The sequence below is a fragment of the uncultured Lutibacter sp. genome (assembly GCF_947493565.1).
In the GTDB taxonomy this organism is placed as follows: Bacteria; Bacteroidota; Bacteroidia; order Flavobacteriales; family Flavobacteriaceae; genus Lutibacter; species Lutibacter aestuarii.
On sequence record NZ_CANLRG010000003.1, the window covers coordinates 137,238 to 151,957 of the forward strand.

13 protein-coding genes are annotated in these 14,720 nt (G+C 29.6%); 2 read left to right on the forward strand and 11 right to left on the reverse strand.

The window, feature by feature from the left end:
- Nucleotides 1-44 precede the first annotated feature (44 nt).
- Entirely contained in the window at nt 45-542 is a 498-nt protein-coding gene (locus tag Q0714_RS04295) for an N-acetyltransferase (RefSeq protein ID WP_298263074.1), read from the forward strand.
- On the opposite strand, the gene Q0714_RS04300 is transcribed toward Q0714_RS04295, so the two are convergent.
- From Q0714_RS04300 to recG, 5 genes are all read right to left on the reverse strand, one after another.
- On the reverse strand, nt 539-1,576 hold the full coding sequence (locus Q0714_RS04300; RefSeq protein ID WP_298263075.1) for a quinone-dependent dihydroorotate dehydrogenase: 1,038 nt from the start codon (nt 1,574-1,576) through the stop codon (nt 539-541). The genes Q0714_RS04295 and Q0714_RS04300 overlap by 4 nt on opposite strands.
- 78 nt (nt 1,577-1,654) lie before the next feature.
- A complete protein-coding gene (pheT, locus tag Q0714_RS04305) occupies nt 1,655-4,081 on the reverse strand; it encodes a phenylalanine--tRNA ligase subunit beta (protein ID WP_298263076.1) in 2,427 nt (808 codons plus the stop codon).
- Nucleotides 4,082-4,331: 250 nt separating this feature from the next.
- Entirely contained in the window at nt 4,332-5,432 is a 1,101-nt protein-coding gene (locus Q0714_RS04310; RefSeq protein WP_298263077.1) for a DNA helicase PriA, read from the reverse strand.
- A gap of 23 nt (nt 5,433-5,455) precedes the next feature.
- Nucleotides 5,456-6,586, reverse strand: coding sequence for an SPFH domain-containing protein (locus Q0714_RS04315; protein ID WP_298263078.1), 1,131 nt, complete (start codon nt 6,584-6,586; stop codon nt 5,456-5,458).
- A gap of 81 nt (nt 6,587-6,667) precedes the next feature.
- The gene (gene recG, locus Q0714_RS04320) at nt 6,668-8,773 is read right to left on the reverse strand and encodes an ATP-dependent DNA helicase RecG (protein WP_298263079.1); all 2,106 of its coding nucleotides are present in this window, start codon (nt 8,771-8,773) and stop codon (nt 6,668-6,670) included.
- A gap of 137 nt (nt 8,774-8,910) precedes the next feature.
- Here recG and Q0714_RS04325 point away from each other — a divergent pair, with 137 nt between their 5' ends.
- Complete coding sequence (locus tag Q0714_RS04325) at nt 8,911-10,119, forward strand: methyltransferase domain-containing protein (RefSeq protein WP_298263080.1); 1,209 nt, start codon at nt 8,911-8,913, stop codon at nt 10,117-10,119.
- 50 nt (nt 10,120-10,169) lie between these two features.
- On the opposite strand, the gene Q0714_RS04330 is transcribed toward Q0714_RS04325, so the two are convergent.
- The 6 genes from Q0714_RS04330 to hisB all read right to left on the reverse strand — a co-directional run bounded on the left by Q0714_RS04330 (nt 10,170) and on the right by hisB (nt 14,719).
- Entirely contained in the window at nt 10,170-10,844 is a 675-nt protein-coding gene (locus Q0714_RS04330) for a DUF2461 domain-containing protein (protein ID WP_298263081.1), read from the reverse strand.
- A gap of 77 nt (nt 10,845-10,921) precedes the next feature.
- A complete protein-coding gene (gene hisIE / locus Q0714_RS04335) occupies nt 10,922-11,521 on the reverse strand; it encodes a bifunctional phosphoribosyl-AMP cyclohydrolase/phosphoribosyl-ATP diphosphatase HisIE (RefSeq protein ID WP_298263082.1) in 600 nt (199 codons plus the stop codon).
- Nucleotides 11,518-12,273 carry an imidazole glycerol phosphate synthase subunit HisF gene (gene hisF, locus Q0714_RS04340; RefSeq protein ID WP_298263083.1) on the reverse strand — a complete coding sequence of 252 codons (756 nt, stop codon included), beginning with the start codon at nt 12,271-12,273 and terminating at the stop codon, nt 11,518-11,520. The genes hisIE and hisF overlap by 4 nt, the downstream gene beginning before the upstream one ends.
- A 1-nt stretch (nt 12,274) precedes the next feature.
- Nucleotides 12,275-13,000, reverse strand: coding sequence for a 1-(5-phosphoribosyl)-5-[(5-phosphoribosylamino)methylideneamino]imidazole-4-carboxamide isomerase (gene hisA / locus Q0714_RS04345; RefSeq protein WP_298263084.1), 726 nt, complete (start codon nt 12,998-13,000; stop codon nt 12,275-12,277).
- On the reverse strand, nt 12,978-13,583 hold the full coding sequence (hisH, locus tag Q0714_RS04350; protein ID WP_298263085.1) for an imidazole glycerol phosphate synthase subunit HisH: 606 nt from the start codon (nt 13,581-13,583) through the stop codon (nt 12,978-12,980). Before hisH ends, hisA begins: the two co-directional genes overlap by 23 nt.
- Nucleotides 13,583-14,719 carry a bifunctional histidinol-phosphatase/imidazoleglycerol-phosphate dehydratase HisB gene (hisB, locus tag Q0714_RS04355; RefSeq protein ID WP_298263086.1) on the reverse strand — a complete coding sequence of 379 codons (1,137 nt, stop codon included), beginning with the start codon at nt 14,717-14,719 and terminating at the stop codon, nt 13,583-13,585. Before hisB ends, hisH begins: the two co-directional genes overlap by 1 nt.
- Nucleotide 14,720: the final 1 nt, after the last annotated feature.

Here is a 14,720-nt window from a genome sequence, read left to right on the forward strand (position 1 = left end):
TTTTTTGAAATTTATTTCAAAAAACATACTATACTCTTTATAACATGACGATTCAAAAAGCAACCACAATAGCTGATATTCAAACTATTGAAAAGCTAGCCCATAAAATTTGGAATGCTCATTATGTACCAATAATTGGTCAAAATCAGGTAGATTTTATGCTTGAAAAATATCAAAGTTTTAATGCAATTTCTTCACAAATTAAAAATGGTTATGATTATTTTTTAATTTCAGATGCTAAAAAGGCTGTTGGATACCTATGCTTAGTATATAATTACTCTAAAAAAAAGCTAATGATTAGTAAAATTTATGTAGATACTAATGAAAGAGGGCTTGGATATGGCAAACAATTAATTGACTTTACCATACGTTTAGCGAAAGAAAAAAAGATGAAAAAAATTTGGTTGACGGTAAATAAAAATAATAGTAATTCCATAAAATGGTATCAAAAATTAAATTTTAAGATTACCAATGAAGTAGTGATGGATATTGGTAATAATTTTGTTATGGATGATTATATTATGGAATTACAACTTAATTAAGTCAGCTGCTTTAAAATGGCTTTATTAATTTTTTTAACCAATATTGGTCCTTCATAAATAAATCCAGTATAAATTTGAACTAAGTCTGCGCCCGCTTTAATTTTTTCTAAGGCATCTTCCGCAGAATGTATGCCTCCTACTCCAATAATAGGAAAAGCTTTATTAGATTTTTCCGATAGGTATTTAATTACTTTTGTACTTTTATCTTTTATTGGCTTACCGCTTAAACCTCCATTACCAATAGCTTCTAATTGCTTTTCTGAGGCCAACAAACTTTCTCTACTCACAGATGTATTTGTGGCAATAACACCATCAATTTTTGTTTCTTCAACTATTTCGATAACTTCATCTAATTGAATATTATTTAAATCTGGAGCTATCTTTAACAATACTGGACGCTGTTTTGTATACGTTTTATTTAATTCTTGAACTTTCGTAATTAATTCAATTAAATAACTTTTGTCCGTTAATTTGGCATGACTTCCAACATTAGGGCAACTCACATTTAACACAAAATAATCTACATAGGGATGTAGTTCAGAAAAACATTGCAAATAATCTGCTGTATATCCATCGGGCATTGTACTTGTATTTTTACCGATGTTTCCTCCAATTAAAAGGTTTTTTTTATTTTGCTTTAATTTTAAAATAACTGCCTCTAAACCCTTGTTATTAAATCCCATTCGATTAATAATTCCTTGATCTGCTTTTAATCTAAATAATCTCTTTTTAGGATTTCCATCTTGTGCTTTTGGTGTTACCGTTCCAATTTCAATAAAACCAAAACCAAAATTGGCTAATTCATTATATAATTCTGCATTTTTATCAAATCCAGCAGCTAACCCAACAGGATTTTTAAATGTTAATCCAAACATTTTTTTTTCCAATCTTTTATCATTAACCTGAAATAAATTTCTTATAAAACTTGGAATACCAGGAATTTTAGAAAGATTTTTGATAGCAAAAAATGTAAAATGATGTATTTTTTCTGGATCGAAAAGAAAAAATAAGGGACGGATAATTTTTTTATACATAAACTTATGTTTGTGCAAAATTAAAAAAAAAGCCTTTAGAAAAAGGTCTAAAGGCTTTTAAATTAAAAATTTATAAGATTAACGCAAAGTAGCACCCACATTTTTTTCAAATGTCTGTTGTAATTTTTGCATTACTTTATCTATTTGTTTATCGTTTAATGTTTTATTTTCATCTTGTAATAAGAAACTTACCGCGTATGATTTTTTTCCTTTTTTCAATTTATCTCCTTCATATACATCAAATAAATCAACTTCTTTTAATAAATTCTTTTCTGCTTGAAATGCTAAATTGTAAATTTCATTAAAAGTTACTTCTTTATCAATTAACAATGCAAAATCACGTTTTACGGGTTGAAACTTAGATAAATCTTCTACTTTTATTTTTGATTTTCCTCCAACTTTTAACACATTTTCCCAATTAAAATCAGCAAATAATACTTCTTGTTTAATCCCAAATTCTTTATTAATTGAGCGTTTTACAACACCTAAATCTACTAATTTTATTTTTCCTAAACTCAAAGTTATACCTTCAGAAAATATATCATTTTTAGTTGGAGTTGTTTTAACCTTAGCTATACCTAATCTATTCAATAAAGCTATTACAACACCTTTTAAATAAAAGAAATCAGATGTTTTTTGAACTACATTCCAACGTTCTTTAGTTCTAAATCCAGAAACAAATAAAGTTAAATGTTTTTGCTCTTTATAACCACTTTCAAATTTGTGGTACGTTTTACCAAATTCAAAAAACTTTAAAAAATTATTTTTTCTATTAATATTATAAATAACAGACTCTAATCCACTGAATAACAATGATTGACGCATAACACCTAAATCATTACTCAAAGGGTTAAGCATCGACACGTTGTGCTCTTCATTTAACATTTCAGATAATGAAATATAATCTGCCTTTGTAAGTGAATTGGCCATGGTTTCATTAAAACCTTGTGAAACTAACTGATTAGAAATAACGTTTTCAATTTTAACATCATCAAACTCTGAAAATGATATTGAAGTATTTAATTTGTGTGAAAATTCAACATTATTATAACCATATACACGTAAAATTTCTTCAATAACATCTGCTTCTCTAGTAACGTCAACTCTATATGCAGGAATGGTTAATCCAATACCACCATCAGTAACACTATTAAATTTAATATCTAAAGAAGCTAATATATTTTTAACTGTTTCTCTAGGAATTTCAGCACCTATCAATCTATCCATTTTTTCATAGGATAAGAATACTTGAAAATCTTCAAACTTTGTTGGATACAAATCATCTATTTCAGAAGAAACTTTTCCTCCAGCAACTTCTAAAATAAGATTGGCTGCTCTTTTTAAAGCATATTTAGTAATGGCTGGATCTATTCCTCTTTCAAATCTAAAAGACGCATCGGTATTTAAGGCGTGTCTTTTGGCTGTTTTTCTAATAGAAACAGGATTAAAATAGGCGCTTTCTAAAAAAATTGAAGTGGTATTTTCTGACACTCCAGAATTTAAACCACCAAACACACCGGCCAAACACATCGGCTCTTCATTTCCATTACAAATCATTAAATCTTCTTCGTGCAATTCACGTTCAACCTCATCAAGTGTAGTAAATTTTGTACCAGTAGGTAATGTTTTAACAATTACTTTATTTCCTTTTACTTTTGAAGCGTCAAAAGCATGTAATGGTTGACCTAATTCGTGTAAAACATAATTTGTAGCATCTACAATATTGTTAATTGGAGTTAATCCAATTGCTTTTAATCTATTTTGAAGCCATTCTGGAGAATCTTTTACGGTAATATCTGAAATTGTAACACCTACATATCTAGGCGCTTTATCAGAGTCTTCAACAATAACATCAAACTTTAAAGTTCTATCATCTACATGAAAATCGCTTACAGAAGGAGAAATTAATTCTAAAGAAATTCCTTGCTGAATTAACCCTGCTCTTAAATCTCTAGCCGTTCCTAAATGACTCATAGCATCTGCTCTGTTAGGGGTTAAACCAATTTCAAAAACTTGGTCTTTTTCTATATTAAAAACTTCAGAAGCTACAGTACCTGCTGGAATATTTTCATCTAAAACCATAATTCCATCATGACTACTTCCTAAACCAAGTTCGTCTTCAGCGCAAATCATTCCATGACTTTCTTCTCCTCTTATTTTTCCTTTTTTAATTTTGAAACCTTCTCCCTTATCATCATACAAAATAGTTCCAATAGTTGCAACAGGAACGGTTTGTCCGGCAGCAACATTTGGCGCGCCACAAACTATTTGAACTGGAGTTCCGTTTCCTAAATCAACTGTAGTTACTTTTAATCTATCTGCATTTGGATGTTGAATGCAAGTTAAAACTTTACCTATTACAACACCTTCTAAGCTTCCTTTAATGGATTCTACAGTTTCAATTCCTTCAACTTCTAATCCTAAATCAGTTAACAATTCTCCAGTTTTTTCAGCTTCCCAATCAATCTTTAAAAATTGTTTTAACCAATTGTATGATATTTTCATCTTTAGATTTTATTTTTAACAAGGTGCAAAGATAAAAAAAACCTATTTAGTTCACTTCATTTTAATTGTATAAAATGAATTTGTTTATTTAAAAATTGGGCTGAAATAAGATACTATTGAAAAATTAATATTATTTTCTATAAGAATCCTTCGTTTTTCAGTGTAATATTATGTCATTCCTTTGAAGAAAGGAATCTATACCAAACCTAAAAAGTAAAAACAAAGTAACTCATACAAAATAAGGGTTTTATCAATTACTAACCATTGCAATTAAAGCAACCACAATAAGGATAAAAACTACTAAAAATATAATTTTCCAATAAGAATAAGGTCGAGTTCCTGTAAACTTTCCTGTTTGTCCGTTTATAAAAAACTGATATACTTTATCATTATATTTATACGAGCTTATATAAATAGGTAATAAAATATGCTTAAAGGTTTCTTCACTTAAACTCATATTTATTGAACTTATACGTTGCGTATCACCTCCAATATCTCTACGAGCCCAAGTTCTTGCAATTTCTTCTGCCTCTTGAGTTGCGCTAAAATACCCATCTTTTAAAGGAATTGTATATTTTTCAGTAACAAAACCTGCTAAAAAACTTGAATCGAATGGTTTTAATGCTGTTAAATTCCAATTTGAAACTTTCTGAGGAATAGTGTTTTGCTTTTGAAATGAAGCTTTAATTAAAGTATCATCTACAAAACCTTTTACATCTCCACTGGCATTACTCCACCGTGTTCTTCGCTCCTGCCGTGTTTTTCTTACGCTTTTTCCATTTTCTGTAGTAGTGTATGAAACATTTACATAATAATAATCTCCTCTTTGACCTGTATAGTTAGCATACAGTTGCGCATCAAAAGTCCAATATGGTAAGTAAACCCCTTGCGTATTTTCTAAATCTAAAGCAGCTTTTTTTAATTTGTTAGGCGCAAACCATAAGCTTTTTACCCAATTTGAAAATAATTGATGTGACTTTTTTACATCTAATTGAAAAGGTACTATTGCTCCTGGTAGAATCCAATCTTCTAATGTTGCATCATCTCTAATTAATGGCATTGTACAATATACGCAATGCAACGATTTATAATTGTCTTGAATATGCTGATTTGCTCCACAACTATTACAACTAAGCATTAAAACTTCTTCAGAATGAGATAAGTTTCCCATTTCTTCTAAATATGGCTTTAAATCTAACTCTTTAAAGCCATTTTCATTAAATCTTATTTGCTCTTCATTTCCACAATAATTACAATGAATTGAAGTAGTACCGGGTTTAAAAAGCAACTCGGCTCCACATTTAGAGCATGCCTTTTTATTTTCTAAAGTTGCATTTTTGCTTTCTTCCATTTAACATTAAAATCAATTAAATATTAAACAGTTGGTAATGGCGGCGGTGTATTTCCTCCTAAAAACGATTGCAACTCTTGAACATCTTTTAATGGAGTCCAATTTGCCATTCCTTGTTTCCAAACTAACGAATCTTTATTTATAGTTCTATTTGCAAAAAAACCTTTTAATTGTTCTATAGAAACTGGTCCCATTTGTTGACCGTTAACTGCATAAAAATATTGAATTTGAACAGGCATTGGAGGTGGAACAGCTACATTTGGTTGTGTAGTATTTGTTTGTTGTGTTGCCGGATTCATCATTCCGCCCATTTGTTGCGCTAATACAAAGCCCATTCCCATTCCCATTCCAGCTCCTGCAGTTCCTCCTTCATTAGCTGCAGCTGCTTCAATAGCTTTTGCAGTTTTAAACTTTGTTAATTTATCTAAGTCTAATTTATCAATTCTGCTGTATTCAAAAATTTCTTTTTTCAAATCTTCAGGCATTGATACGTTTTCAATAAAAAACTTTTCTAAAGAAATTCCAACAGAATTAAATTCTGGTTGCATTACTTCTTTACATGTTTCTGAAAGTTCTGTGATATTAGTAGCGTATAATTCTATGGGTAAATTTGCACTACCAACAGTATTAGTAAATCGTGTTGAAATTAAACTTTTTAAATGCTCGTTTATTTCAAAATTGGTAAAATTTGCGTCAGTTCCAACAATATCAATAATAAACTTACCAGGGTCGTTAATTTTAAAGGCGTAGGTTCCAAAAGCTCTAATTTCTACTAAACCAAACCTATCGTCACTTAATGTAATTGGATTTTTTGTTCCCCATTTTTCATCTGTAAATAAATGCGTATTTACAAAATAAACTTCGGCTTTAAAAGGACTATCAAAACCGTATTTCCAACCTTTTAATGTGGTTAAAATTGGTAAATTATTAGTATTTAAAGTGTAAGTTCCTGGTTTAAAAACATCTGCCAACTGACCTTCGTTTATAAAAACTGCAGTTTGACCTTCTCTTACTATAAGTTTAGCATTATTTTTTATTTCGTTTTGGTAACGTTCAAATCTATGTACAATTGTTGAGTCTGTGGTGTCTAACCACTCAATAATATCAATAAATTCGTGACTTAATTTTTTCTTTATTTCATCAAATAATCCCATATTTATTAAGTTTTTTATAGTTATTGTTTGTTAATTAGTATTCAAATCTACAAAATAGTTACAATTTTTTAGTTGAATAATTTAACTAATATTAGCCCAGATTGTACTGTTTTTACTTATTTCTTGATAAGCAATTCTAATCAATTTATGTTCTGGTAGTTTTAAAGAAGGGTCATTTGTTAGTAAATCAATAGCAGTACTTCTAGCTTTTTTTAACAATTGAGTATCTTTTACAATATCTGCAATTTTTAAATTTAAAACCCCACTTTGTTGAGTTCCCATTAAATTACCTGGGCCTCTTAATTTTAAATCAACTTCTGCAATTCTAAATCCGTCACTTGTATCAACCATCGTATTTAAACGTATTTTGGCATCTTCAGAAAGCTTAAAACTTGTCATTAATATACAATAACTTTGTTCTGCTCCACGCCCAACTCTACCTCTCAACTGATGTAATTGTGACAAGCCAAAACGCTCTGCACTTTCAATGACCATAACACTTGCATTTGGAATATTTACTCCCACTTCTATTACGGTAGTTGCCACCATAATTTGAGTTTCACCATTTATAAAGCGTTGCATTTCATACTCTTTATCTGCTGGTTTCATTTTACCATGCACAATGCTTACACCATAATTTGGTAATGGAAATTCTCTTACCACGCTTTCATATCCATCCATTAAATCTTTATAATCCATAGCTTCGGACTCGTTAATTAACGGGTATACAATATAAACCTGTCTTCCTTTAGAAATTTCTTCTCTTAAAAATTTAAAAACTGACAATCTATTTGCATCATACCTATGAGCCGTTTTTACTTCTTTTCTTCCGGGTGGTAATTCATCAATTACAGAAATATCCAAATCGCCATAAACACTCATGGCTAATGTTCTTGGAATTGGAGTGGCAGTCATCACCAATATATGTGGTGGTAATTCATTTTTTTTCCACATTTTTGAACGTTGTGCTACTCCAAACCTATGCTGTTCATCAATAATTGCAATTCCTAAATTTTGAAACTTTACCTTATCTTCAATTAAAGCATGAGTCCCAATTAAAATATTTAATTCTCCAGACTCTAGCTGCTCATGAATAATTTTTCGCTCTTTTGTTTTGGTAGAACCCGTAAGTAATTTAACTGTTACATTTAAACCATTTAATAATTCAGTTATAGAGTTATAATGTTGGGTTGCTAAAATTTCAGTTGGCGCCATTAAGGCTGCCTGAAAACCATTATCAAGTCCAATTAACATTGTTAATAGTGCCACAATGGTTTTTCCAGAACCAACATCACCTTGTAATAAGCGGTTCATTTGAGCATTAGAACCTAAATCTTTTCTTATTTCTTTTAAAACTCTTTTTTGTGCATTGGTTAAGTCAAAGGGAAGTTTATTGTTATAAAATGAATTGAAATAATTGCCTACTTTTTCAAAATTAAATCCTTTAATTTTAGATTTCCTTATTAACTTTTTTCTAATTAATTGCAATTGAATAAAAAATAGCTCTTCAAATTTTAATCGAATTTGTGCTTTTGTTAATAATTCTTGATTTTTTGGAAAATGTATGTTTAAAATAGCTTCTTTTTTAGAAATTAACTTTAAATCGTTTATAATTGAAGTTGACAACGTTTCTATAAAATTACCTTTTACTTCTTCAAATAAGTTTTGAATCATTTTAGAAACTACTTTGTTAGTAATTCCTTTATTGGTTAATTTCTCTGTTGAAGGATAAATTGGCTGCATAGCAGTCCTCAAACTTTTTTTATAGTCTGCAACTAATTCCATTTCTGGATGTGGCATAGAAAATAAACCATTAAAAAAATTAGTTTTCCCAAAAATTACATAAGGTGTATTAATTTTTAATGCTTCTTTAATCCATTTTGCACCTCTAAACCAAACCAATTCCATAAATCCAGTTCCATCCGTAAAAGTTGCTACCAATCTACTTCCTCTTTTTTGTTGAACTGTTTTAATCGTGGTTATTTTTCCAATAATTTGTACTTCAGAAGAATTATTTTGAAGCTCATTTATTTTAAAAAATTGCGTTCTATCAATGTACCTATTTGGAAAAAAATTAACCAAATCACCAAACGTAAAAATTCCTAATTCCGATTTAAGCAAATCCGCTCGGTTAGGTCCAACTCCTTTTAAATAAGAGATAGATGTATTAAGATTGTAATTTGGCATTTTTTGTATTGAAAGCACGAAGATAATAATTCAAACAGCAATACGCAATTTGTAATATCAACTGTTTCAATTAACTTGTTTTAAAGAAAATTTTCTTAGTAACAAATTACGTATCTTTGCAGCCTTAAATTTTTAATATGAGATTACACAGAAATTTAGTATTTACCGTAGTAGATTCTATAAAGTTAATTTTTAATGAAGGAGAATATGCAGATAAAGTTGTTCAAAAAGCTTTAAAGCGTGATGCTCGCTGGGGAGCAAGAGACCGTAAATTTGTTGCAGAAACCATTTATGAAATGGTTAGATGGAAACGTTTATACAATGAAATTGCTGGAACAAAATCTCATTATACTACAGAAAATATATGGAAAAACTTTGCGGTTTTTGCGGTTTTAAAAGGATATCCTTTACCAGACTGGAATCAATTACAAGGGGTACCAGAAAGAAGAATAAAAGGGAAATTTGACGAGCTTCAAAAAGTAAGAATTTTTAAAGAATCTATTCCTGATTGGTTAGATGAATTAGGAGTAAAAGAGTTGGGTGAAAAACATTGGACAAAAGAAATTCATGAACTCAATAAAGAAGCTGAAGTTATTTTAAGAACAAATACTTTAAAAACAACTAAGCTTTCTTTACAAAAAAAATTAGCCGACGAAGGTATTGAAACAGTTTTTATTGATGGTTATAAAGATGCTTTAAAATTAGTTGAACGTGCCAATGTGTTTAAAACTGAAGCATTTAAACTAGGTTTTTTTGAAGTACAAGATGCCTCTTCTCAATTAGTTGCAGAATATTTAGAAGTAAAACCTGGAATGAGAGTAATTGATACTTGTGCTGGTGCTGGTGGAAAAACACTGCATTTAGCAGCATTAATGGAAAATAAAGGTCAAATTATAGCAACTGATATTTATGAAAGTAAGTTAAAAAAGCTAAAAGTTAGAACTCGTAGAGCTAGTGTTCATAATGTAACTACCAAAGTTATTGATTCTTCTAAAATAATCAAAAAAATGAAAGGTACTGCTGACAGAGTTTTGATTGATGCTCCTTGTAGTGGTATTGGTGTATTAAAAAGAAACCCTGATAGCAAATGGAAATTACAGCCTGAGTTTGTAGAAAATATTATAAAAACGCAAGCAGAAATTTTAGAAAGTTATTCTCAATTGGTTAAAGTTGGAGGGAAAATTGTATATGCTACATGTTCAATATTACCTTCTGAAAATGAAAAGCAAGTGAAAAATTTTATAAAAAATCATCCTGAATTTGAATTAGAAAAAGATCATAAAGTATCCCCTTTTAAATCTGGATATGATGGTTTTTATATGGCTTTAATGAAAAGAAATAGTTAACTACCACAACTCTTTAAATACAAAAAGCAACTCAAAATAAGTCGCTTGTTTTATTCTATAATTGAAACCCCATTTAAATCAGTAGTTAAAATTTCACTCATATAATTGAAGTAAGGACGCATGGCTTTATAAGATTGATCTATTTCTTCTAAAAAATTTGAAGCAAGTACTTCTTCATCAGAAAAATTTCTAACCACAATAAATTGTTTCATCCGAATTAAATCTAAATCTGGATGACTTTTATCAAAACCACGAGGTGCTGTTTTTAAAGAGTCTCCTTGCAATTTTCCAAAAAAGTTTCTAAAATTTTTATCATTCATAATTTCTCGAATCTCTTGGCTATCCATTTCAAATTCCTTTCTAATTCGTAATAAATCCTCTTTATTGGGTTGCCAAAAGCCACCAGCCAAAAAACTCTCTCCTAGTCTAATTCTTAAATAATATCCGCCTCTTAATTTTTTTGTTGCTCTTGAAAAAGAACCCGCAAAATGAGGTTTGTAAGGAGTTTTATCTTTCGAAAAACGAACATCTCTATAAACACGATACATTTTAAGCTGTTCAATATCATCATGGGTTTTTAATTGTTCCATAATGCTATTGTAAAACTGCTTTACTTTGTTTTGTTCAATTTGAAATTTGGGTTTATGCTCATTAAACCAATCTCTATTATTATTTTCTTTAAGCTTACTTAAAAATTCTAATGTTGATTTAGAAATAGTCGTCATTTAATTTGAATTTAAAGTTCAATATACAAAAAAATTAAATTAAGCACAGCTCATTTCAATTACTTTATAAATGTATTTTAAGTATGTCTTCCTTCTAATATTTTTGAAATATCAGCAAGTTCATAGCCTTTAGCTTGCAATAAAATTAAGTAATGAAATAATAAATCTGCTCCTTCATTTAAAAATAATTCATCGTTAGAATCTTTAGCTTCAATCACAATTTCTACAGCTTCTTCACCAACTTTTTGGGCAATTTTATTAATACCTTTTTCAAATAATGAGGCTACATAACTTTTATTAGAATCAGCTATTTCTCTTCTGTTTTTAATCACATTTTCTAAGGTAGTCAAAAAACCAAATGTTGGTTTATTTTCTTCATTCCAACAAGTATCTGAACCTGTATGACACGCAGGTCCCTCTGGATTTACTTGAATTAAAAGAGTGTCTTTATCACAATCATTTTTTATTGAAACAAGTTTTAAAAAATTCCCACTTTCTTCTCCTTTAGTCCAAAGTCTATTTTTTGTTCTACTAAAAAAAGTAACCTTTTTTGTTTCAAGTGTTTTTAAATAAGCTTCTTCATTCATATAGCCTAACATCAAAACATTTTTTGTAGTTACATCTTGAATAATTACTGGCACTAAACCGTTGTTATTTTTATTAAAATTTATAGTCATAACCTTATGGGTATATTATTTTTTTTTAATTCTTTTTTTAAATTATTAATCTCTATTTCTTTGAAGTGAAAAACACTTGCTGCCAATGCAGCATCAGCTTTGCCTTTTAAAAAAACATCGGTAAAATGTTGAATTTTTCCGGCACCACCAGATGCAATTATAGGAATATTAACCAATTCACTTAAATAAGCTAGAGCCTCATTTGCAAAACCATTTTTTGTACCATCGTGATCCATTGAAGTGAATAAAATTTCACCAGCTCCCAACTGTTCTACCTTTTTTACCCAATCAAATAATTTAATTTCTGTTGGAACTTTCCCTCCTACTAAATGAACCATCCATTCTCCATCAATTTGTTTAGCATCAATAGCCACTACAATGCATTGACTTCCAAATTTTGAAGCCAAATCACTAATTAATTGTGGGTTTTTAACCGCCGAAGAGTTTATAGATACCTTATCTGCTCCCGAATTTAATAGTAATTCAACATCTTCAACCGAAGAAATTCCACCTCCAACAGTAAATGGTATATTGACTTTTTCAGCTACCTTTAAAACTAAATCAATTAAGGTTTTTCGCTTTTGTTCTGTAGCAGTGATATCTAAAAAAACTAACTCATCAGCGCCTTTTTTTGCGTAAATTTCGGCTAGTTCTACTGGATCACCAGCATCACGCAAATCGACAAAATTAATTCCTTTAACAGTTCTTCCGTTTTTAATATCTAAACACGGTACAATTCTTTTTGTTAACATTTTAGTTATTTAAAATGAATTTTTCAAGTTGTTTCATACTTATTTTTTGTTCATAAATTGCTTTTCCAATAATGGTTCCTTCACAACCCATTTCGGCTAATTTAGGTAACTCATCATAGGCTGAAATCCCTCCTGAAGCAATTAATTTAATGTTCGTGGTTGAGTTTAATATCTTTTGATATAAATCAAATGAAGGTCCTTGTAACATGCCATCTTTTGAAATATCTGTACAAATAACATAACTAACACCATCCTTTTCATAATTTTGAATGAATGGAACAAGGCTTTCCTCACTCTCCTCTAACCAACCACTTATTGTTACTTTTTCGTTGATAGCATCAGCCCCTAATATTATTTTTTTGGAGCCAAACTTTTGCAACCAATTTTTAAAAGTGTCTGGTTTTTTAACTGCAATACTACCTCCTGTAATTTGAGTTGCACCAGATTCGAAAGCAATTTTTAAATCTTCATCAGATTTTAGACCTCCTCCAAAATCAATAGACAATTGAGTTTTAGATGCAATATTATCCAATACTTTATAGTTAACAATATGACTTGCTTTTGCCCCATCCAAATCAACCAAGTGCAAGTGCTTAACCCCATAATCTTGAAACATTTTAGCTACTTCTAATGGGTTTTCATTGTATATTTTTTGTGTGGAAAAATCGCCTTTTGAAAGGCGAACACATTTTCCATTTATAATATCAATTGCGGGTATAATTCTCATGTGATAATTCTAAAAAATTCTTTATTATTTTTTCTCCTGAAATACTACTCTTCTCTGGATGAAATTGCACACCATAAAAATTATCTTTTTGCAATGCTGAGGCATATTCTATTCCATATTCTGTAGTTGCTATGGCATTTTTATTTAAAGGAACATAATAGCTATGTACTAAATACATATACTCGTTTTCTTTAATTCCTTTGAATAAATTAGTTGATAAATTTTTAATTTGATTCCATCCTATTTGAGGTACTTTCAGTTTTTTATCAAATTTTACAACTTCAGCATTAAAAATACCTAAACCACTTGTACTACCTTCTTCACTATAGTTGCACATTAATTGCATTCCTAAACAAATACCTAAAACAGGTTGGGTTAACTTAGGAATTATAGTGTTTAAACCAGTAGCTTTTAATTTTCTCATTGCACTACTTGCTTCCCCAACTCCAGGAAAAATAACTTTATCTGCTTGCTCTATTTCTGAAATATTATCAGATAATATAGCGTCAAAACCTAGACGTTGTATTGCAAACTTGATAGACTGGATATTACCTGCTCCATAATTAATAATTACTATTTTCATTATAACATTCCTTTAGTTGAAGGTAAAATCATTTTTTCAGAATCTCTTTTTACAGCAGCTTTAATTGCTTTTGCAAATGCTTTAAAAATACCTTCAATTTTATGATGTTCATTTACTCCTTCAGCTTTAATATTTAAGTTACATTTTGCACCATCTGTAAATGATTTAAACAAATGATAAAACATTTCTGTTGGCATTTTACCAATCATTTCACGTTTAAATTCTGCATCCCATACCAACCAATTTCTTCCTCCAAAATCTATAGCTACTTGCGCTAGGCAATCGTCCATAGGCAAACAAAAACCATAGCGTTCAATTCCTAATTTATTGCCTAATGCCTTTGAAAATACTTCACCTAAAGCTATCATGGTATCTTCAATAGTATGGTGTTCATCTACTACTAAATCGCCATCAACTTTTATTGTTAAATCCATATTTCCGTGACGCGCAATTTGATCTAACATATGGTCAAAAAAAGCAATTCCAGTTGAAATATCACTTTTACCTGTACCATCAATATTTAGTTTGATGTGTATTTTAGTTTCGTTAGTGTTTCGTGTTAATTCAGCTGTTCTATTCTTTAATTTTAAAAACTCATAAATTTTTTCCCAATCGTTACTCTCTAAGGCAATTACTTTATCTAATTCGCTTCTTTTAACTGTAGTTTCTCCAGTACCTAAATTGGTATTATCATTGATAAAAATTCCTTTTGCACCTAAATTTTTAGCCAATTCTATATCAGTTAACCTATCTCCAATTACAAATGAATTTTCTAAATCATATGCTTCAGAAAAATATTGAGTTAATAATCCTGTCTCTGGTTTTCGAGTAGGTGCATTTTCGTGAGGAAAGGTTCTATCTAAAAAAACATTACTGAAGATAATACCTTCATTTTCAAAAGATTTTAAAATAAAATTATGAACTGGCCAAAAAGTTTCTTCAGGAAAAGAATCTGTTCCTAAACCATCTTGATTGGTTATCATCACCAATTCAAAATCCAATTCTTTCGCTATTTTTCCTAAAAATGTAAATACCTTTGGGTAAAAGATCATTTTTTCAAACGCATCAATCTGTTCATCAACGGTTTCTTTAATTATAGTTCCATCACGATCTATAAAAAGTACTTTTTTCTTCATT